This window comes from Cellvibrio mixtus subsp. mixtus J3-8, from assembly GCF_000766945.1.
GTDB lineage: Bacteria > Pseudomonadota > Gammaproteobacteria > Pseudomonadales > Cellvibrionaceae > Cellvibrio > Cellvibrio mixtus_A.
The window spans coordinates 187189-209596 of the sequence record NZ_KN266208.1 but is presented as its reverse complement, the minus strand read 5'-3'; the positions used below and the strand labels follow the sequence as shown (position 1 = coordinate 209596).

Below are 22408 nucleotides of genomic sequence, written 5' to 3'. Positions count from 1 at the left end.
TATTTGTGTCACAGATGATCGCTACCAGTAAAGTAAAAGCAGTAATCGGCACCGGTATCACCGGCTTGTCGGTTGCGCGCTTTTTGGTAGCAAAAAAACAAGCATTTATGTTACTGGATACCCGCACTAATCCCCCGAATCTTGAAAGAGTACAGCAGGAGTTTCCAGGTGTTACTGTTGAGTGTGGTGAGTTAGATTTCCAAACGTTATTGGCATGTGATGAAATTATCGTAAGCCCCGGTGTCGCGGTTGCAACACCAGCTATCGAACAAGCAAAAAATGCCGGTATTCCGGTGGTAGGTGATATCGAATTATTTGTTCGTTATGCCAAAGCACCCATTGTTGCAATTACTGGTTCCAATGCCAAAAGTACTGTCACTACATTAGTTGGTGAAATGGCAAAAGCGGCGGGTATTAAGGTTGCTGTCGGTGGCAATCTCGGAACTCCTGCTTTGGAATTGCTGGATGATTCCATTGAACTGTATGTGATGGAACTTTCCAGTTTCCAGTTAGAAACCGTTACCAAACTCAATGCCAAAGTGGCGACAATTTTAAATATCAGTGCGGATCATCTGGATCGTTACGAGAATATGCGTGCTTATATTCTTGCCAAACTGCGTGTGTATTTTGGTGCGGAGCATATTGTCGTTAATCGTAAAGACGTGCTGACTCATCCACCATTAGCGGCAGGGGTAAAACCAATTTATTTTGGTGGCAATGCGGATTTCGGCAGTTTCGGATTAATGGAAGAGAATGGTGAAGAGTATCTTGCAAAAAATCTGACACCTTTAATGCCGTCGCGTGAATTAAAAATTTGCGGCCGTCATAATGTAGATAATGCACTGGCCGCGTTGGCTCTTGGCGATGCAGCCGGTATCCCTATGGAACCGATGTTAACGGCGCTAAAGAGTTTTAAAGGTTTGAAACATCGCTGTGAATTTGTTGCGACCAAAAATGGTGTGGAATTTTATAACGATTCCAAAGGAACCAATATTGGTTCCACGCTGGCAGCGATTCAAGGGCTGGCGCGCGACCCGCAACAACTCATTGTAATTCTTGGTGGTGAAGGTAAAGGCCAGGATTTCACCGAGCTCGCGCCAGCATTAAATGCAATTAATAGCCAGGTAATTTTGATTGGCCGCGATGCACCTGTTATTGAACAGGCTGTTACCGGCGCAACCAAAATTAACCATGCCAGCAGTATGCAAGATGCGGTAAATAAATCGCTAGAGTTGGCAAATCCTGGTGATGCGGTATTGCTTTCACCTGCCTGCGCCAGTTTCGATATGTTTAAAAATTACGAAGATCGTGGTGAGAAATTCCGTGCGGCAGTACAGGAGCTAAATGCATCATGATCAAAGCGGCCACTCCATTTAATCAATTGCCATTAAGTGCGCGCATCGACTGGCCTTTGTTGTGCCTGTGGTTTGCACTTATGTCGATTGGTTTAATTATGGTGGCCTCAGCGTCAGTGTCTTTTGCTGCGCTTACCTATGACGATGCCTGGTTTTTTGCCAAGCGCCACGCAGTATATATGTTGATGGGATTGGTGCTCGCTGTTTTTGTTGTCTCTGTGCCTATGAGTGTGTGGCAGCGTTACTCCGGGCACTTTTTGTTGATCACCTTATTTTTATTGGTAGTGGTGTTAATTCCGGGGATCGGTAAAAAAGTAAATGGGAGCCAGCGTTGGTTCAGCTTGGGTGTGATATCAATCCAGGTGTCTGAAATTGCAAAATTCTGTGCAGTTGTTTTTTTCGCCAGTTTTTTTGCCCGTCGTTATCAAGAATTGCATTTTGGATGGCAAGGATTTTTAAAACCGTTACTGGTCGTTGGTGTATTTGTGGGGCTGTTATTGCTTGAGCCCGATTTCGGCAGTTCGGTTGTGTTGAGTGCAACCGTATTTTCCATGATGTTTATTGCCGGCGTGCGCATGATGCACTTCCTGCTTCTGATTGTTATCGGTGTGGGTGGTTTGGCTTCGGTGGCAATTTTATCGCCTTACCGTATGCAACGACTGATAACTTTTCTGGACCCTTGGGCAGATCAATTTAATACTGGCTACCAGCTCACCCAATCGCTGATTGGTTTTGGGCGCGGTGAATGGTTTGGTTTAGGGTTAGGAAATAGTTTGCAAAAGTTATTCTTTTTACCGGAGGCCCATACCGACTTTATTTTCGCCATTATTGCGGAAGAGTTTGGATTACTGGGCGCTGTGTTGTTGTTGGGATTATTCACGGCATTAATTTTGCGTATTTTCAAACTGGCTAAACAAAACCTGGCTGCCGGAAAAATGTTTGCTGCATTAGCGACCTTTGGTATCGCCATACTTTTTTCATTCCAGGTTTTTATTAACATGGGTGTTTCTTCCGGTTTATTGCCCACCAAAGGATTGACCTTGCCATTTATCAGTTATGGCGGTAGCAGCTTATTAATGTGCTGTGTGCTGATGGCATTTGTTATGCGTGTGCAATGGGAATTAGCGGTTTATGTTCCGGAAGTTCCCGAAGCAACCAAAGTTACCCGTACCCGTTTGGTGGAGGCAACAACATGAATAAGCCTCTGACTGTTTTGATAATGGCTGGTGGTACCGGTGGGCATGTGTTTCCCGCATTAGCGGTTGCGGATGAATTGCGTAAGCGTGGTCACAATATCCATTGGTTGGGGACAGCGCGTGGTATTGAAATGCGTTTGGTGCCCGCTGCAAATATTCCGTTGCATCTCATTAAAGTGGAAGGCGTACGTGGGCGCGGTGTAACAGGTTTATTTAAAGCCCCGTTTTTAATTAGCTATGCATTAGGTCAGGCATTGCAATTAATTCGCAAAGTGAATCCGGATGTTGTGGTTGGCTTTGGTGGATTTGCATCTGGCCCGGGCGGCATAGCTGCAAGGATTTTAGGCAAACCATTAATAATCCACGAGCAGAATGCTGTTGCTGGAACTACCAATCGTTTGTTGGCGAAAGTGGCTACTAAAGTGTTGGCCGCATTTCCGGATGCATTTAATTCGGTGCCGGAAAAATCAGTGCAAGTGGTTGGCAACCCGGTGCGTACTACGATTAATGATTTGGCAGATGCAAAAACACGCTACGGTGATCGCATCGAAAAAAATATTCCGCTGCGGTTGCTGGTATTGGGCGGTAGCTTGGGGGCAAAAGCAATTAATGAGTTAGTGCCTGCAGCACTTGCGCAATTGCCAGGCATGTTGCGTCCACAAGTTTGGCACCAGTCTGGCAAAAATCATGCAGATGCTACTACGGCTTTATATATGCAACATCAAGTGAACGCCAAGGTTGATGCATTTGTTGAGGATATGTCTGCCGCGTATGCATGGGCCGATTTGGTAATTTGTCGCGCTGGTGCGCTCACTGTCTCTGAACTAACGGCAACGGGTGTTGCCTCTATTCTGATTCCATTGCCGAGTGCAATTGATGATCACCAGACTTACAACGCGAAATATTTAAGTGATGTCGGTGCAGGCGTTTCGCTGGTGCAAAAAGAATTAACGGCTGCGAAATTGGCAGCCTTGTTATCAACTGAGTTAGCTGATCGCCAACATTTATTATCAATGGCGGAAAAAGCCCAGCAACTTGCACTGCCGAAAGCAGCCATGCAAGTTGCAGAAATTTGTGAGGAGGTTGTCCGTGGATAATTCTACGCAGAAATCCAACGGTCAGTTTTGTGTACCGGAAATGCGCCGTATTCGCCGTATTCATTTTATTGGTATTGGCGGTGCTGGTATGAGTGGCATCGCCGAGGTGCTATTAAATCAGGGATATGAAATTTCAGGCTCGGATATTAAAGCATCCAGTGTTACCGAGCGTTTGAAAAATAAAGGTGCGCGTATTTTTATCGGCCATGTTGCCGAAAATGTGTATGGCGCAGATGTTGTTGTAAATTCCAGTGCAGTAAATGCGCAAAATCCGGAAATGTTGGGCGCACGTGAAATGCGTATCCCGATTGTACGTCGCGCAGAAATGTTGGGTGAGTTAATGCGCTATCGCCACGGTATTGCGGTGGCAGGAACGCATGGTAAAACCACGACTACCAGTTTACTTGCATCGATTCTTGCTGCTGCAAACCTTGATCCTACTTTTATTATCGGCGGTTTGGTGAACAGTACCGGCACCAATGCACAGTTAGGCGCAAGCCGTTATCTCGTTGCTGAAGCTGATGAGAGCGATGCTTCGTTTTTGCATTTGCAGCCGATGGTTGCGATTGTTACCAATATCGATGCAGACCATATGGAAACCTATGGCGGTGATTTTTCCAAACTGAAGAAAACCTTTATCGAATTTCTGCACAATTTGCCATTTTACGGTTTGGCAGTGTTGTGTGGCGAAGATCCGGTAATCCGCGATGTTATTCCTGATGTTGCGCGCCCGATTTTGACCTACGGTTTTGGTGACCATTGCGATTTCCGTGCGATCAATGTCAAACAAAACAAGATGCATTCCGAATTTGATGTGATTCGTCCCGGTTTCGAAAAGCCATTGCATATCCGCATTAATATTCCCGGAATTCACAACGTGCTAAATGCAACCGCAGTGATTGCAGTTGCAACTGATGAAGGCATCAGTGACGAAGCAATCCAGCAAGGCCTGGAAAATTTCCAGGGCGTTGGTCGCCGTTTTCAAGTGTATGGAAATTTCCCGATTGGCGAGGGCGATGCCATGTTGGTGGATGACTACGGTCATCATCCGCGTGAAGTAGCAGCAGTTATTAAAGCAGTGCGTGATGGTTGGCCGGAGCGTCGTTTGGTCATGATTTATCAACCACATCGCTTCACTCGCACACGTGATCTTTATGAAGATTTTGTTGAGGTGCTTTCCACTGTAGATGCGTTAGTGGTGTTAGAAGTTTACAGCGCTGGTGAAGATCACATCCCCGGTGCAGATAGTCGCCATTTGTGTCGCAGTATTCGCGCACGCGGTGCAATCGAACCCATTTTTGTAGAAACCGTAGATGGTGTTCCCACGATTATTAAAGATTTGGTGCGCGCGGGTGACATCGTAATTACCCAGGGCGCAGGAAATGTCGGTGTGCTTTCACCGGAATTGGCAAAGCGACAATTGCGTTAATGATTGGCTGGTGCCATAGAGGTAAATAAATGCAAGCAGTAAAACTACCGGTTGATCCGGCATTAAAACAACAAATTGGCCGGGTCGGCGTACTTTATGGCGGACTTTCTGCCGAGCGTGAGGTTTCCTTGCAAAGTGGTGCGGCGGTTATCGCTGCATTGCAGGAAGCGGGCATTGATCATATTGCAATTGATGTAAGTGAAAATGTTATTGCCGATATCCAGGCGGCAAAGATTGATCGTGCCTTTTTGATATTGCACGGTCCTGGCGGGGAAGATGGCCGCATTCAAGCATTGTTGGAGTTTTTGCATATTCCGTATACGGGAAGTGATGTTCAGTCATCGGCATTGGCGATGGATAAAGTCCGCACTAAATATTTGTGGACCGGGTTGAGTGCGAATAGCGCCATTAAATTACCAACACCCGAATTTGCAGTGCTTACCCATGGGTCAGATTTTGCAGAAGTGCTCACCAAATTGAACGGTGAGGCCATGGTTAAACCTGCCAATGAAGGCTCCAGTATAGGAATGTCGCGCGTAAAAACCGCGGAAGAATTGGAAGCTGCATTTAATACTGCTACGCAATTTCAGGGTAGTGTGTTGGTTGAGCGTTTAATTGTGGGAGCTGAATACACGGTAGCGATTTTGGATGGCGAGGCATTGCCACCGATTAAACTCGAAACGCATCACAGTTTTTATGATTACGACGCGAAATATATTGCGGAAGATACGCGTTATTTATGTCCCTGTGGTCTATCTGTCGAGAAAGAGCAAGCGTTAAAAAAACTTGCTCTTGATGCATTTAATGCTTTGGGGTGTCGTGGATGGGGACGCGTGGATGTGATGGCGGATGCGCAACAAAATTTTTATCTGCTTGAAGTAAATACTGCACCGGGCATGACCAGCCATAGTCTGGTGCCGATGGCGGCAAAAGCGGTAGGGCTTTCGTTTGCAGAATTGGTGCTGACTGTGTTGCGCGCCAGCCTCACGGTGAAAGTGTAATTTTCCATGCGCGATTTCAAGCCGGATCGGGAGCGTATTGAACCAAGGATTGGTGCAGATCCGCTAATGGATGAAAATCCGAAACCACGGCGGCGTGCGGTAGTGACGGAAAGCGTAAGTCGCAGAGCCAATGATTCGCGCAATGAAAAAAAAATGCAGTCGGAAATTCGCGAGGAACGCGATGTATTAATGGAGAATCCGACGCCCCGTTACAGTGCGGGAGATATGCCGGTCGCGCGACCTGAACCCGCGGCGAGAAGGGAGCGGGGCTATACAAAAGCATCGCCACAAGGAAGAAAAAGTCGTGCAGAAGAACCAAATACTTATCGCGCGGGGAAAAGGTTGGGTATTACCTGGAACTTTTCCTGGTTGAATCGCCGTTTTGCAGTCGGATGTTTGGTGATCGGATTGGGAGTTGCTATTTATTGGGCAAGCGGGCCGATTGCAAAAGTGTTTGAGCGCCCGATTAAAAGTGTCGTTGTGGAAGGTGAGTTTCATCTTATTTCCAAGCAGCGTGCGACTGAGTTAATTGGCGATGAAATCAATGGCGATTTTTTGCAACTGGATTTAATGGAGCTGAAAGCGGCGCTATTGAGTGATCCCTGGGTGGAAAAAGTTACACTCAATCGTCGTTGGCCGGACACATTAGTGGTAAAAATTATTGAACAAAAACCGATTGCCCGTTGGGGAGATGGATTTTTAAATCAGCGCGGTGAAATTGTTCGTGTGGAAAATGCGGGACCACTTTCCGGTTTGCCATGGCTTCAAGGAAGTGAAGCTGATGCGATTGAAATTTTGCAGCAATATCAGGATTTGTCCCAGATTTTGCGCTCGCGTGGATTGGATGTTCTCGCATTAAAGTGCGATAACAAAAAATCCTGGCGATTAACGGTAAAAAATCACGTAGAAATCGCTATTGGACGCGATCAAGTTATGGAAAAAATACGTAGATTTGTTACTGTATACGATACACATTTGAGCAGTGTTTGGTCGGATGTAAAAGCAATCGATGTCAGGTATACAAATGGCATCGCTGTACGTTGGGTAGCGGACTCGGCGATGGCAAAAAAATACATAAAAAGTCCGTTGCAAGTTGGTGTTCCTGCTCCTGCAGCAACGGTTAATCCACAAGTTCATTAAGTTAAAAAAATGCCAGTTGCACGGAAATTGGCTCACAACTGGTAAACGAGGTTTTTTGAATGGCAAACGCTAGTGACAACAAAATGATTGTAGGCCTGGATATAGGCACATCCAAGGTTGTGGCTATCGTTGGCGCTATTACACCTGAAGGCCAATTGGAGATTGTTGGTATTGGCTCTCACCGTTCAAACGGTTTGAAAAAAGGTGTGGTGGTAAATATTGAGTCGACCGTTTTATCGATTCAACGCGCAATTGAAGAAGCGGAGTTGATGGCGGGTTGCCAGATTCACTCTGTCTATGCCGGTATTGCTGGCAGCCACATTCGTAGTTTGAACTCCCACGGTATTGTGGCGATTCGCGATCGCGAAGTTTTTTCGCAGGATCTGGAACGGGTAATTGATGCTGCACAAGCAGTGGCAATTCCGGCGGACCAAAAAATACTGCACATTCTGCCGCAAGAATTTTTAATTGATGACCAGGATGGTGTGAAAGAACCATTAGGTATGTCCGGCGTGCGTCTTGAAGCCAAAGTGCATTTGGTAACTTGCGCGGTAAATGCAGCACAAAATATCGAAAAATGTATTCGTCGTTGTGGCCTGGAAGTAGAAGACATCATTCTGGAGCAGCTTGCATCGAGCTATTCCGTATTAACTGAAGATGAAAAAGAATTAGGTGTATGTGTGGTGGATATCGGTGGTGGTACTACGGATATCGCTATTTTTAAAGACGGTGCAATTCGCCATACCGGTGTAATTCCAATTGCAGGTGACCAGGTCACTAATGATATTGCAATGGCATTGCGTACCCCAACGCCGAATGCGGAAGAAATTAAAATTAAATATGCCTGTGCGTTGGCGAAACTGACCAGCCCGGATGAAACCATCAAAGTACCAAGTGTTGGCGATCGTCAGCCGCGCGATTTATCCCGTCAGGCATTGGCTGAAGTTGTCGAGCCGCGTTACGACGAATTATTTACCCTGGTACAAGCTGAATTGCGCCGTAGCGGTTATGAAGATTTGATTGCCGCCGGCATAGTGCTGACTGGCGGTACTTCCAAGATGGAAGGTGTTATTGAATTGGCAGAAGAAATTTTCCATATGCCGGTGCGCTTGGGAGCCCCGCAAAACATTCGCGGTTTGTCCGACATAGTGAATAACCCGATTTACTCGACAGGTGTTGGTTTGTTGATTTATGCCATGAAGCAACACCAGGGGGGGAGCGGTGGTGGTCGTGCAGCTAACAGCACCAAAGAATCGCAGGGTTCTATTTTTAGCAAAATCAAAAAAATGTTTCAGAGCAACTTCTAAGTGATGCGAGTGCATCCTTGGAAAAATAAATTTTCGCAAATTGTGTCTTATCGGAACAATTTGTCACGATCACAGATTGAATCAAAGGAAACAAAGGGGTGTGGCCATGTTTGAACTCGTTGATAGCATTCATCAAAATGCAGTAATTAAAGTTATCGGTGTGGGCGGCGGCGGCGGTAATGCGGTCAAACACATGATCGCCAGCAAAATCGAAGGCGTTGAATTTATTTGCGCCAACACCGATTCGCAGGCATTGAAAGATATTGATGCCCGCACAGTATTGCAGCTGGGTAATTCCATGACTAAAGGCCTGGGTGCCGGTGCAAATCCGGAAATTGGTCGCCAGGCGGCAATGGAAGATCGTGAGCGCATCGCAGAAGTATTGCGTGGTGCTGATATGGTTTTTATCGCTGCAGGTATGGGTGGTGGTACCGGAACTGGTGCTGCACCGGTAGTCGCTGAAGTCGCACGCGATTTGGGAATCCTCACCGTTGCTGTGGTAACCAAACCGTTCCCCTTTGAAGGCCGCAAGCGTATGACTATCGCTGATGCTGGCATCAAAGAGTTGGGTGAGCGCGTTGATTCGTTGATTACCATTCCGAACGAAAAATTGCTGTCGGTGTTGGGGAAATCTACGAGTTTGCTGGATGCATTTAAAGCGGCTAACAACGTATTGCTTGGCGCGGTGCAGGGTATTGCTGACCTGATTATCCGTCCGGGTATGATTAACGTGGATTTTGCAGACGTACGCACAGTAATGTCTGAAATGGGTATGGCAATGATGGGAACTGGTAAATCTACCGGTGAAAATCGTGCGCGCGAAGCTGCTGAAGCTGCAATTCGCAGTCCATTGCTGGAAGATGTAAATCTGCAAGGTGCGCGTGGCATCCTGGTGAACATCACGGCGGGTATCGATTTGTCCCTGGGTGAATACTCCGAAGTAGGTAGCATCATTGAAGAGTTCGCATCAGGTGATGCAACAGTGGTTGTTGGTACTGTAATCGATCCTGAACTGACCAATGAACTGCGAGTCACAGTAGTTGCTACCGGTTTGGGTGTAGCTGCCAAAGCAGCAACTCCGGTTAAAGAGACTAAGCCTGCACCAACTAAAGTTATCGACAATACCCGTCGCGCTGCAGAATATGTGGTTGAGCGTCCGTCACAACTCCGTGCTAACGCTCATTCAGCAGGTTCTGCCGCATTGGCTGCACCACTGGGTGAGAAAGAACTGGAATATCTGGACATCCCGGCATTCCTGCGTCGTCAGGCGGATTAATTAGTTGGTTTTAAACAAATGGCTATGACAGGTATTGCCGGTTTTAACTGGCTGATCCCTGTCACCATTGGTAACATGCCCGGGTAAATTTAGGATTGATAGCACTCCTAATCCTTATTCAGCATTAGTTAATGGCTTGTTTCTAAACTGCTTTTATCGATGCGGATAAAACCACTGCGGGTGAAGAAATGATTAAACAGCGAACCTTAAAAAACTCGATACGTACGACAGGTGTTGGCCTGCATACTGGCGATAAAATCCAGTTAACCCTTAAGCCTGCTCCGATTGATAGCGGTATCGTGTTCCGCAGGGTGGATTTAAATCCTCCGGTGGAGATTAAGGCTACTGCGAAAAATGTAGGGGAAACCACACTTTCTACCTGCCTGATTAAAGATGATGTCAGGGTTTCTACTGTTGAGCATTTGATGTCAGCTTTAGCCGGGTTGGGGATAGATAATGCGATTGTCGAACTGAATGCACCTGAAATTCCTATCATGGATGGCAGCGCCGGACCCTTTGTGTTCCTGATTCAATCTGCCGGCGTACAGGAACAAAATGCGCCTAAAAAGTTTGTTCGCATTAAGAAAGAGGTGACGTTGAAAGATGGCGATAAAGTTGCCACTTTCCTTCCTTTCAATGGTTTCAAGGTGTCTTTCTCTATCGAGTTTGACCACCCGGTATTTAAGGATCGTCGGCCGCAGACCGAGCTGGATTTTTCCAGTTCTTCATTTGTGACTGATATCAGCCGTGCGCGGACTTTCGGCTTTATGCACGAGATTGAATACCTGCGTTCCAAGGGGTTGGCCCGTGGCGGCAGTATGGACAATGCTATTGTGGTAGACCAATACAAAATCCTGAACGAAGATGGTTTGCGTTTTGAGGATGAATTTGTAAAGCACAAGGTATTGGACGCTATTGGTGATTTGTACATGTTGGGCAACAGTTTATTGTGCGAATACCGGGCGCATAAATCGGGCCATTCACTGAATAATCGTGCATTGCGTCTTTTGCTTGAGCAGCCAGACGCATGGGAAATCGTTACTTTTGAGGAAAATCAATCATCCCCGATTACCTATATTGAACCTATAGCCGCCGCCTGATGAAATTTATTGCCCTGTTTAAACTGTGAACAGGGCGATAAATTTCTACTTGTTAAATCCTTCCTATCTGTGCGATATTTCTGGCTCGCGCACTTATGTGCCCTTTGCAAGGAATCTCTGCACAGCCTTATTTCCCTTGTGAAATTTGTGTAACTGCTTGTTTTGAAACGTTTTAAATCGTCTTTAAATAATTTGAGAGCGTTTCAACCGGATTGACTGTTACCTGAGAGTCGAACTTTTTAACGGAAACTTCACGCAGCATCCAAATGTTGTATGGATTATTTTGATTAATAAAAAAGTAGATTTCTGAATGAAGATTATTATCGTCAACAAAGACCATGCGCAGGCTCGCAGTTTCACCTTGGGTGGGTGGACACGTGCGCTGTTGTCTGTGTGTTTGTTGGGGATACCCACCTTTGTTGGAGCTTGGGGTTACAGTTGGTTGGTTTCGGATGAGCGCGGTGGTTTTTTTAACACCGACGAGGCATGGATAGATATCCTATCTGCCCGCGAAACCGAAATTGAGCAAGAACGCGAGACTTCCGAAGCCCAACTGGCTGCGTTAACCAGTAAACTGGGTGAGCTCCAGGCGCGTTTAATGCGTCTTGATGCTTTAGGGGAAAAGTTGACCTCCGCAGCCAATCTGGAGCAAGGCGAGTTTGATTTTAGCCAAGTGCCTGCATTTGGTGGCCCCTCTCAGGCAGCGCCAGATACCACTTATACGACACCCGATTTTTTTGCTGCTGTCGATCAGTTATCCCAACAAATCGATAGCAGGGAGCAACAGCTTAATACTATCGATGCATTGTTAGCCAAGCGCAGTCTTACAGAAGAGACTGCTGTTTCCGGTTCACCAGTCACTAATTCTTTCATCTCATCCCGTTTTGGTTATCGTACTGATCCTTTTACAGGAAAAAAAGAATTCCATGCGGGACTGGATTTTACGGCTCGCCAGGGCAGTGAAGTTAGCAGCGTGGCTGCAGGGATTGTTAACTGGTCTGGTCGCCATCCTGAATATGGCAACATGGTAGAAATTAAACATAGCGATGGTTTGGTTACACGCTATGCGCACAATAAATCCAATCTTGTTAAAGCCGGTGATGTTGTAAAAAAGGGCCAATTGATTGCCCTTTCTGGATCTACCGGTCGATCAACAGCTCCCCATGTTCATTTTGAAGTTTATAAAAATGGACGAGTTGTAGATCCTGCTGCCTATATTCGTCGCACTAATCGTTAACTTCCTTTCTTCTCGCTAATGGCTTGATTTCATCTTGCTTTAGTTAGCTCCTTCCTATTTACTTGCCAGCCATTTATAACGGCTCATTCGCATTATTTTGATTCGTATGTGCTGCGCAAATTGTGTTCAGTTTTGGAATTATTACGGTATTAAAAAATGATCGGTAAGTTAATCAAGGCAGTTTTTGGTTCAAAAAATGAGCGCGAATTAAAGCGCATGAATAAAGTTGTTGTGCGTATTAATGCGCTTGAACCTGAAATGCAAAAACTCAGCGACGAGCAACTCAAAGCCAAAACTGCGGAATTCCGCGAGCGTTACCAAAAAGGCGAGACTCTGGACCAGCTTTTGCCGGAGGCGTTTGCCACGGTTCGTGAAGCTGGCCATCGTGTTCTTGGTATGCGCCACTTTGATGTGCAATTGATTGGTGGTATGACCCTCCATGAAGGACGTATAGCAGAAATGCGAACTGGTGAGGGTAAAACGCTTGTATCTACATTGCCCAGTTATCTGCATGCGTTGGCTGGGAAAGGGGTTCACGTTGTAACTGTGAATGACTACCTGGCTAGCCGCGACGCTAACTGGATGAAACCGCTGTATGAATTTTTAGGGATGAGTGTTGGTGTTATTCAATCAATGCAACCGTCCAGCGTAAAGCGCGAAGCCTATGCCGCTGATGTGACTTATGGCACTAACAATGAATACGGCTTTGATTACCTGCGCGATAATATGGCATTAAGCAAACGCGATAAGGTACAGCGTCCACTGAACTTCGCAGTAGTCGACGAAGTAGACTCAATTTTAATTGATGAAGCACGTACTCCGCTTATTATTTCCGGTGCTACCGAAAATAGCTCGGAGACTTATAAACGTATGAATCAATTGGTGTTAAAGCTAAAACGCCAAATTGATAATGGTGAAGATGGCGACCGCCGCGTTATTACCGAGCCTGGTGATTTCACAGTAGATGAAAAATCCCGGCAGGTTGAACTGACCGAAAATGGCCACCAAAAAGTTGAAGATTTGCTGATCCAATCCGGAATGCTGCCGCCAGATCAAAATTTGTATGCAGCGAATAACCTTACCTTATTGCATCACGTTAATTCTGCTTTGCGTGCGCATGCATTATTTCACCTGAACGTTGAATATATCGTGCAGGAAGGCCAGGTAGTATTAATTGATGAGCACACAGGCCGTACTATGCCTGGCCGTCGTTTGTCTGAAGGATTGCATCAAGCGATTGAAGCAAAAGAAGGCGTGGCAATCCAGAGTGAAAGCCAAACGCTTGCTTCTACTACTTTCCAAAATTATTTCCGTTTATATCCAACGCTCGCTGGTATGACGGGTACTGCAGATACAGAAGCTTATGAATTCCGTGAAATCTATGGCCTGGATGTGGTGGTAATTCCTACAAATAGAACTATCCAGCGTATCGATATGAATGACAAAGTGTTTTTGTCATTGGAAGAAAAATATCTGGCGATTGTGGAAGATGTAAAAACATTCCAGGCAAAAAATGCCCCGATTTTGGTTGGTACCGCTTCAATTGAAACATCAGAAGAAATGTCTCGTCGCCTGACCAAAGCCGGAATTAAACATCAGGTATTGAACGCAAAGTTTCACGCACAGGAAGCTGAAATTATTGCACAGGCAGGCCGCCCGGCTGCAGTGACTATCGCAACCAATATGGCTGGTCGTGGAACAGATATTGTGCTGGGTGGGCGTTGGGAATCTGATATTGAAAAATTGGAAAACCCAACTCAGGCACAAATTGATGCAATCAAAAGCGAATGGAAGCAGCGTCATGAAATTGTATTGGCAGCAGGAGGCCTGCATATTATTGGTACCGAGCGCCACGAGTCGCGCCGCATCGATAACCAGTTACGTGGTCGCGCCGGTCGCCAGGGTGACCCGGGTCTAACTCGTTTCTATTTATCACTCGAAGATAACTTGATGCGTATTTTTGCATCTGAGCGTGTGCGTAACTTTATGCAAGCGCTTGGTATGGAAAAAGGCGAAGCGATTGAGCATCGCATGGTGAACAATGCAATTGAAAAAGCCCAGCGCAAAGTAGAGGGGCGTAACTTCGATATTCGTAAACAATTGCTTGAGTTTGATGATGTTGCTAATGAACAGCGGCAAATTATTTATCATCAGCGCAATGAGCTGTTGGATGCAGAAACCATTCGCGACACTATCACGGCGATTCGCGCTGAAGCTGTCGAAGATATGATTAACAATTTCATTCCACCGCAATCGATTGAAGATCAATGGGATGTTCCCGGCCTTGAAAAACAAATTGAAAGTGATTTTGGTCTAAGCATTCCAATTGCCAAATGGCTGCAAGAAGATACCCGTTTGCACGAAGAACCTTTACGCGAAAAAATTCTTGCTGAAATCCAGGGCGCTTACGATGCCAAGTGTGAGCGTGTAGGTGACATTCTTTTGGAGATTGAAAAGCAAGTCATGTTGCAGGTGCTCGATAACGCCTGGAAAGAACATTTGGCTACTATGGATCATTTGCGCCAGGGAATTAATTTACGCTCGTATGCGCAACGCAACCCAAAACAGGAATACAAGCGTGAAGCATTTGAGTTGTTCCAGAATCTGTTGCGAACAGTGAAAAGTGAAACTATTCATTTGATGGCTCGTGTTGAGCCAATCTCACGTGAACAAATGGAAGCGATGGAAAACCAGCGCCGTGAAGAATTGGCACGTCAAAAAATGCAATTGCGCCACGATGAGTTGTCTGCACTCGGTGAGCCGGAAGATGAAACGCCTTCTGCACCGCGTCCGCAAACACCTGTTGTGCGTGAAGGCCGCAAGGTTGGCCGCAATGATCCATGCCCTTGTGGTTCAGGAAAAAAATACAAAAGTTGTCACGGTCAGTTGGAATAAAATTCCCATTTGCTTTGATTGAACGGTGAAATTAGTAAAATTTTTGAGAATACAGATATGGCAGTTGGCGAGTATCCCTTTCCGCAAATGCATCCCGTAAAAGGGGTTAAATGTACAGCCGTCAGTGCAGGCATAAAAAAAGTTGGTCGCCGCGATGTGGTTTTATTTGAGCTTGCTGAAGGCTCCAATGTTGCAGGTGTATTTACTAAAAATGCATTCTGTGCAGCCCCGGTTACAGTGTGTAAAGAGCATTTGAAGCAGGCACCAATTCGTTTTTTGGTGATTAATTCCGGTAATGCCAATGCTTGTACTGGTGAACAGGGACTGTTGGACGCAAAAGCAACTTGCGCGGCAATTGCACAATTGTCCGGCGTGAAACCTGAGCAAGTATTACCTTTTTCTACCGGGGTAATTGGTGAGCCATTACCTGTACAGAAAATTACGGCTGTTATCCCTGAAGCTCTGCAAAAAGCCCATGAAGATGGTTGGGATGATGCGGGTGCAGGTATTATGACCACAGATACGCGCGCCAAAGGTTTTAGCCAGCAATTTGAATATCAGGGAAAAATCATTACCGTAAACGGTATTTCCAAAGGGGCTGGAATGATCAAACCTAACATGGCAACTATGTTGGGTTATATTGCTACTGATGCAAAAATTTCCCGGGATCTTTTGCAAAATTTAGCGCGTGAGGCTGCTGATAAATCTTTCAATCGCATCACTATTGATGGTGATACCTCGACTAACGATTCCTGTATTTTAATTGCAACAGGTCAGGTTGATCTGCCAGAAATTACCGAAACCACGAGTGAGTTATATGCTAGGTTGCGGGAAGTAATTATTGCTGCTCATGTACATCTTGCCAAAGCAATTGTCAGTGATGGTGAGGGGGCAACCAAATTTGTCACTGTTGCTGTTAGTGGTGGCGGGAATCGTGATGAATGTTTGGATGTCGCTTACGCTGTTGCCCATTCGCCCCTGATTAAAACCGCGCTATTTGCTTCTGATCCCAATTGGGGGCGCATTGTTGCTGCGATAGGTTATGCCGGTGTACCAAATCTGGATGCTACAAAAGTACGTGTACATCTGAATGAAACGTTGATTGTGGAAAATGGTGGGCGAGCGAAAACCTATACGGAAGAGCAAGGCCAGGCAGTCATGAACCAGGCCGAGATTGCCATCAATATTTATTTGGGGCGCGGTGATTTTTCCGAAACAGTATGGACAACAGATTTATCTTACGAGTATGTCCGTATTAATGCAGATTATCGTTCCTGATTAATATTTTCCTGTGACTAAACTAATCCATGTTGCTGTCGGTGTTATTGTTGGCGCCGACGAAAAAATTTTAATCGCCAAGCGCCCACAAGCTGCCCATCAGGGCGGATTGTGGGAATTCCCCGGTGGTAAGGTTGATGCAGGTGAAAATGTTCATCAAGCTCTAACACGAGAGCTTCAGGAAGAGCTTGCTATCAAGGTCATAGCAAGCGAACCGCTCATTCAAATTCGCCATCATTATCCTGATAAATCTGTGCTGCTGGATGTCCATAAGGTTACCTTATTTAGTGGCGAGCCTTGCGGTGCAGAAGGGCAGCCAATATGTTGGGTTGCTCCTGGGGAGTTAAAAAAATTTGAATTTCCTGCTGCAAATAAACCCATTATCAAAGCGATAACCCTTCCTGATAAATATTTGATCACAGGCGAGTTTATCGATGAAGACGACTTTTGCAGTCGTTTGTCTCGTGCACTTGATCAAGGGGTTGGGCTTGTGCAGTTGCGTATCAGTGATTTGAACTTTTCTGTGCATAAGCCTTTGCTGGCAAATGCGATAAAACTATCCGAAAAATTTTCTGCAAACTTGATAATTAATTCGTCCGTAGACGTATTTCAACAAATTGCCTCATCATATCCTAATACAAACGTTGGTTTGCATTTGAATCGCCATGAGGCTGCTGCGATGTCCTCGCGACCAATCGCTACTGATTATTTGTTGGGAATATCATGCCATGATGAAAATGAAATCATTCGCGCCCAACAAATAGGCGCCGATTATCTATTGTTATCGCCAGTAAAGTATACACAGTCACACCCTGATGCGGAGCCGATGGGGTGGAACACTTTTGCATCTTTGGTGGAGTTGGCTAATGTGCCGGTTTATGCATTGGGTGGATTAACGGCCGATGATATATCTCAGGCCAAGTTATCAGGTGCGCAAGGTGTTGCAGGTATAAGTGCTTGGTGGTGAAAGGACTAAAGTTAACGATTAAATTTATACAAAATCTATATTTAAGGATTTAATGTATTCAGCTTTATAGTAGTTAGCTGGGAGATTTGTTAATCACCTAACAATGACCGCAGCCATAAATGATTAAAGTTAACTTGATTTTGTTTAACGCTGAGATTCGTCTTCTGAATTGATATCCAAATTATCCCCCGCAATACGGTGATTTTCACTCGCCCATTCTCCCAAATCGATCAATCGGCAGCGGTCACTGCAAAAGGGGCGAAAAGGAAATTGATCATTCCAGAAAACCATTTTCTGACAAGTTGGGCAATTTAGTTTAATTTCTTGCGTGTTATCTTCTGACATATGACAAATATTTCTGCGTAGCTAATTGTTTTGGGCTAGTTCCATATACAGCTTATGTAAGCTACCTACCTGCTCATCTAATTCAATCAATGAACCATGGTTTTGGATAATATCATTTGCTCTTGCGCAGCGCTCCTGGCGCGATAACTGAGTCTGCATAATAGCTTTGATCTGGGCTTCATTACTAAAATCCCGCTGGCTTGCTCGCTCAATTTGCAATTGTTCGCTTGCATCTATTACCAGGATGCGATCCACCAAAAGATATTGCCGGGTTTCTAATAGTAAAGGTGATGCCAAAATCACGTAAGGGCCGGCGGCATTTTTTAATTGTTCGCGGATTCGCTGATTGATAATGGGATGCAGCGTTCTTTCCAGCCAGTCCTTTTCGCTGGGGTTAGAAAATATAATCTCGCGTAACCTTGCACGATTTAATTCACGCCTCTGGTTCTCGGTGGTTAGCAGTATGTTTTCACCAAAGTGTCCGCTGATTAGTTCCAGTGCGGGGGTTCCAGGTTCAACGACTTCGCGGGCAACTATATCGGCATCAACTACAGTAATACCTTTTGCAATAAAGCGACGGCACACTTCGGACTTACCGCTACCGATACCCCCGGTAAGCCCTACAATCAATTTTTTGTTAGCCATAATTAATAGCTTACAAAGAGTTTTAAATAGGTTTGGTTAATTGTATCGCCCCATACAAATGCAATCCAACCAGCGATTGCCAGATAAGGCCCAAACGGAATGGGGATGTTTTTATCCCTTCCGCGAATGACGATCAGGCTGATACCAATTACCGCACCGACAAGGGATGATAATAGAATAATTTGCGGCAACATTTGCCAACCCATCCATGCGCCTAATGCTGCCAGCAATTTAAAATCGCCATAGCCCATGCCCTCCTTGCCGGTCAATAACTTAAATACTTTATAAACAGACCAAAGTGATAAATAACCGGCAATCGCTCCCCATAATGCGCTGGATAAATCAGTAAAGCCGCCCAGGCTGTTAACAATCAATCCAAGCCACAGTAGTGGTAAGGTTATGTCATCCGGTAGCAGGTAGGTATCGAAATCGATCATGGTCAATGCAATTAGCGACCATGTGAACGCTAGCGCTGCTAATCCATTCCAATTAAATCCCACATAAAAAACGACGGCTGCGGAGAGTAGGCCAGTAACAATTTCAATAATTGGATAACGCGCAGAAATTTTTGCTTTGCAGCCAGAACATTTGCCACCAAGTATTAAATAGCTAATGACCGGGATATTCTCCCATGCGCTAATCTGATGGCCACAATGAGGGCAGCGAGAGCGCGGAACCATTAAATTAAATGGTTCCTGTTCTGCGCTTTCAGTGGATATAACGGCAATATCGTTATTGTTAGAAGCAAACTCTTTACACTGCTCTTGCCAGTCGCGCTCCATCATTTTGGGGAGGCGGTAAATGACAACATTCAGGAAACTGCCAACAAGTAAACCTAAAATGAGCGCGCTAAATAAACCAAGAGCAGGATAAACCTGCAGTGCTTCAAAAAATGTCACGCTTATACAACCTGACCAAGTTGGAAAATGGGGAGGTACATGGCAATCATCAACCCGCCAACTAAAATTCCCAATACAGACATAATCATTGGTTCAAGTAAAGATGTTAAGCTGTCAACCATATTATCTACAGCCTCTTCATAATACACGGCAACCTTATCTAACATCGCGTCCAATGCACCCGATTCCTCTCCAATTGCTGACATTTGTACAAGTAAGGTTGGGAAAATAGCCTTTGCTTTTAATGCTGTATTGAGTTGAATACCTGTAGATACATCATCGCGAACTTTAATAATTGCATTCGCATATATTCTATTGCCAGCAGCGCCTGCTACAGAGGTAAGGGCATCAATTAGGGGGACACCTGCAGCAAATGTTGTTGCTAGTGTTCTTGCAAAGCGCGCCATTATTGAAAGATAAATAATTTGGCCAATAATAGGTAATTTAAGTATGTATTTATCGACAAGGTATGCAAAAGCTTGGGAGCGGCGAACTGCTTCACGAAAACAGAATCCGGTAGCTACCATACCTATTAAAATATAGAGCCAATATGCTTGTGCAAGCTCAGAAAGGTGCAATACGAATAGCGTAAATGCAGGTAACTCAGCACCAAATGAACCGAATGTTTCTGCAAACTGCGGTACCACTTTTACTAGCAAGATACCTGTGACTATGATGGCAACTATAACTACAGCTATTGGGTAGGTAAGCGCTTTTTTAATTTTTGCTTTTAAAGCTTCAGTTTTTTCTTTATATGTAGCAATACGGTCAAGCATGGTTTCGAGGGCACCGGATTGCTCACCGGCATCTACGAGGTTGCAAAACAAATCATCGAAATATTTAGGGTGTTCTCTGAGTGAATTTGCAAAACCACCGCCGGCAGCCACACTATCGCGAATTTGTAGAATCAGTTTTTTTAAGTTCGGGTTTTCCAGTCCGTCAGCAACGATATCAAATGCCTGCACCAGCGGTACCCCGGCTTTCATCATGGTGGCCATTTGGCGAGAAAAGATAGCGATATCTGCGGGCTTGATTGATTTGCCGCTTGAGCCAAACAACGGCTTGGCTTTTTTAGATACGGAGCGAACACTAATGCCCTGTTTTGCCAAAAGTGTTTTGACAATCGTCGGGCTGCCGCCATTAATTTCGCCCTGGATTTTGTTTCCTCTTTTATCAACACCTTTATAGGTATAAGTGTTGGTGGTTGGGACTTGCTTGGCTTTGACAGCGGCTGTTTTGGCTTTGGCTGCTGCACTGATTGATTTTGTCGTAGATGCTAATGCCATGGAATTAATCCTTGGTGACTCGGTTAGCCTCTTCAAGGCTTGTTAATCCGATTGCGACTTTGCGCAACGCGGAAATTCTTAAGTTATTAAAGCCTGCTTCTTTTGCTGTTCGTGCAATTTGCAGCGAGTTTCCGCCTTCCATTATAAGATTCGCAATAAGCGGGGTGATGCGAACTACTTCATATACACCTACCCTGCCTTTGTAACCACCGTTGCATTTCTCACAACCTACGGGATGATAGAGTTGGAATTCTGCTCGCGCTATACCTATTTCGTCAAATCCCTCCTCTTTTAATATATCTTCGGGAATATCGCTGGCGGGTTTGCGGCATGCAGTACAAAGCCGGCGAGCAAGGCGCTGGGCAATAATAAGGCTAACGGAGGTTGCAACGTTAAAAGCTGGCACACCCATATTAAGTAAACGGGTCAGTGTTTCCGGTGCTGAATTGGTGTGGAGTGTAGAAAGCACCAAGTGACCCGTTTGCGAAGCTTTAATTGCAATCTCTGCGGTTTCCAAATCGCGGATTTCTCCCACCATGATGATATCGGGGTCTTGGCGGAGGAAAGAGCGAAGTGCTTCCGCGAAAGTCAGGCCCACTTTAGTGTTCATTTGAACCTGGTTAACTCCTTCTAGGTTTATTTCAACAGGGTCTTCCGCCGTTGAAATATTTACTTCGGAGGTATTGAGTATATTCAAGCCGGTATAGAGCGAAACTGTTTTACCGCTACCGGTGGGGCCTGTTACCAGAATCATCCCTTGTGATTGCGCAAGGGCATCAAGATATAGTCTCTTCTGGTCATCTTCATAACCCAACGCATCGATTCCCAATTTTGCAGAACTTGGGTCAAGGATACGCAGTACAATTTTTTCTCCAAACAGGGTTGGCAATGTGTTGACACGGAAGTCAATCGCGCGGCTTTTTGATACTTTTAACTTGATGCGTCCGTCCTGCGGTAACCGACGTTCTGAAATATCCATCTGAGACATTACTTTTAAGCGGGCTGCCATTCGTGTTGCGAGGTTTACCGGTGGACGGGAAACTTCATGCAATATACCGTCGGTACGGAAGCGAATCCGATAGGATTTTTCATAGGGCTCAAAGTGAATATCTGATGAGCCGCCTTTAATGGCATCAAGCAAGACTTTGTTAATGTATTTAACTATTGGAGCTTCATCTGCTTCACTGCTAGTTACATCATCAGCTTTATTATTTTCATCCACGGCTTCTATATCAAAATCGTCAAGCTCGCCGTCCAATCCCCCTAATGCATCTCCAATACTTTCCTCTTGGGAATTCAAATATTTGTCTATTGCAATGCGGAGCTTATCTGCCTCTACCAATACGGCTTCAGTATTAATACCGGTATTGAACTTTATTTCATCAAGGGCGTGCAGATCTGTAGGGTCGGTGACAGCGAGGAACAATCTGTTACCTCGCCTGGCAATTGGCAATGTATGGTGTTTACGTATTAATTTGTCATCAACCAGTTTTTGGGGAATGGTATCTTTGCTTAGTGCGTCCAAGTCGAAGACGGGTGAGCCAAATTCCTCTGATGCAACCCGCGCAATAGTGCGGCTATCAATAATATCGTGACTAACTAAATGTTGAACAAAAGGGATACGTTCCTTTTTGGACTGCGCCATAGATTTGCTGGCTAATTCAGCGTCTATAAGATTGTCTGCAACCAATCGTCTTGCGAGGCCATTTAATATTGCTGGTGTAGGATTGTTCATTGATGCAACCCGTGAATGTTAGGTTCTGTTATATCGAATAACTCTAGCAGTTTCCGCGTACTAGTAGGAGGTGTTCAGGATGAAATAATACAAAGTGACAAAAAATGTCACTGATTGTCCTGTTTTGCCATAAAATAAGTTATATATTTAGCAGTCATTTATAGTAAAGCTCTGCATTACAGAAGCTTTTGCCTGTTTGGCACAGCGGTTGCTGAATATT

General features: G+C 45.2%; 18 protein-coding genes. 13 read left to right on the top strand and 5 right to left on the bottom strand.

Going from position 1 to position 22408, the window contains the following annotated elements:
• The first annotated feature begins 14 nt into the window (after window positions 1–14).
• From murD to A596_RS11420, 13 genes are all read left to right on the top strand, one after another.
• The gene (gene murD, locus A596_RS11480) at window positions 15–1355 is read left to right on the top strand and encodes a UDP-N-acetylmuramoyl-L-alanine--D-glutamate ligase (protein ID WP_039914862.1); all 1341 of its coding nucleotides are present in this window, start codon (window positions 15–17) and stop codon (window positions 1353–1355) included.
• Window positions 1352–2551 (top strand): putative lipid II flippase FtsW, encoded by a 1200-nt coding sequence (gene ftsW / locus A596_RS11475; protein WP_039914861.1) that lies wholly within the window; start codon window positions 1352–1354, stop codon window positions 2549–2551. Before murD ends, ftsW begins: the two co-directional genes overlap by 4 nt.
• On the top strand, window positions 2548–3648 hold the full coding sequence (murG, locus tag A596_RS11470; protein WP_039914859.1) for an undecaprenyldiphospho-muramoylpentapeptide beta-N-acetylglucosaminyltransferase: 1101 nt from the start codon (window positions 2548–2550) through the stop codon (window positions 3646–3648). The genes ftsW and murG overlap by 4 nt, the downstream gene beginning before the upstream one ends.
• Before the next feature lie 40 nt (window positions 3649–3688).
• A complete protein-coding gene (gene murC, locus A596_RS11465) occupies window positions 3689–5077 on the top strand; it encodes a UDP-N-acetylmuramate--L-alanine ligase (protein WP_052417490.1) in 1389 nt (462 codons plus the stop codon).
• Window positions 5078–5106: 29 nt separating this feature from the next.
• A complete protein-coding gene (locus A596_RS11460; protein ID WP_039914855.1) occupies window positions 5107–6078 on the top strand; it encodes a D-alanine--D-alanine ligase in 972 nt (323 codons plus the stop codon).
• A 6-nt stretch (window positions 6079–6084) separates the two neighbouring features.
• Window positions 6085–7218, top strand: coding sequence for a cell division protein FtsQ/DivIB (locus A596_RS11455; protein ID WP_039914852.1), 1134 nt, complete (start codon window positions 6085–6087; stop codon window positions 7216–7218).
• Between the two features lie 59 nt (window positions 7219–7277).
• A complete protein-coding gene (ftsA, locus tag A596_RS11450; RefSeq protein ID WP_039914850.1) occupies window positions 7278–8525 on the top strand; it encodes a cell division protein FtsA in 1248 nt (415 codons plus the stop codon).
• 106 nt (window positions 8526–8631) lie between these two features.
• Complete coding sequence (ftsZ, locus tag A596_RS11445) at window positions 8632–9801, top strand: cell division protein FtsZ (protein ID WP_039914847.1); 1170 nt, start codon at window positions 8632–8634, stop codon at window positions 9799–9801.
• A 188-nt stretch (window positions 9802–9989) separates the two neighbouring features.
• The gene (gene lpxC, locus A596_RS11440; protein ID WP_039914845.1) at window positions 9990–10901 is read left to right on the top strand and encodes a UDP-3-O-acyl-N-acetylglucosamine deacetylase; all 912 of its coding nucleotides are present in this window, start codon (window positions 9990–9992) and stop codon (window positions 10899–10901) included.
• Window positions 10902–11211: 310 nt separating this feature from the next.
• A complete protein-coding gene (locus tag A596_RS11435) occupies window positions 11212–12138 on the top strand; it encodes a M23 family metallopeptidase (protein WP_039914843.1) in 927 nt (308 codons plus the stop codon).
• Between the two features lie 156 nt (window positions 12139–12294).
• Entirely contained in the window at window positions 12295–15033 is a 2739-nt protein-coding gene (gene secA, locus A596_RS11430; protein ID WP_039914841.1) for a preprotein translocase subunit SecA, read from the top strand.
• Between the two features lie 57 nt (window positions 15034–15090).
• Entirely contained in the window at window positions 15091–16311 is a 1221-nt protein-coding gene (gene argJ / locus A596_RS11425) for a bifunctional glutamate N-acetyltransferase/amino-acid acetyltransferase ArgJ (protein ID WP_039914839.1), read from the top strand.
• Between the two features lie 13 nt (window positions 16312–16324).
• On the top strand, window positions 16325–17278 hold the full coding sequence (locus A596_RS11420; protein ID WP_039914836.1) for a Nudix family hydrolase: 954 nt from the start codon (window positions 16325–16327) through the stop codon (window positions 17276–17278).
• Between the two features lie 144 nt (window positions 17279–17422).
• On the opposite strand, the gene yacG is transcribed toward A596_RS11420, so the two are convergent.
• The 5 genes from yacG to pilB are packed head-to-tail and all read right to left on the bottom strand — an operon-like array spanning window position 17423 to window position 22188.
• The gene (yacG, locus tag A596_RS11415; protein ID WP_039914834.1) at window positions 17423–17623 is read right to left on the bottom strand and encodes a DNA gyrase inhibitor YacG; all 201 of its coding nucleotides are present in this window, start codon (window positions 17621–17623) and stop codon (window positions 17423–17425) included.
• A gap of 21 nt (window positions 17624–17644) precedes the next feature.
• On the bottom strand, window positions 17645–18268 hold the full coding sequence (gene coaE, locus A596_RS11410) for a dephospho-CoA kinase (RefSeq protein WP_039914831.1): 624 nt from the start codon (window positions 18266–18268) through the stop codon (window positions 17645–17647).
• 2 nt (window positions 18269–18270) lie between these two features.
• Complete coding sequence (locus A596_RS11405) at window positions 18271–19167, bottom strand: prepilin peptidase (protein WP_052417444.1); 897 nt, start codon at window positions 19165–19167, stop codon at window positions 18271–18273.
• A 2-nt stretch (window positions 19168–19169) separates the two neighbouring features.
• Window positions 19170–20453, bottom strand: a complete 1284-nt coding sequence (locus tag A596_RS11400) for a type II secretion system F family protein (protein ID WP_039914825.1) — start codon at window positions 20451–20453, stop codon at window positions 19170–19172.
• Window positions 20454–20457: 4 nt separating this feature from the next.
• Complete coding sequence (gene pilB / locus A596_RS11395; RefSeq protein WP_039914824.1) at window positions 20458–22188, bottom strand: type IV-A pilus assembly ATPase PilB; 1731 nt, start codon at window positions 22186–22188, stop codon at window positions 20458–20460.
• Window positions 22189–22408: the final 220 nt, after the last annotated feature.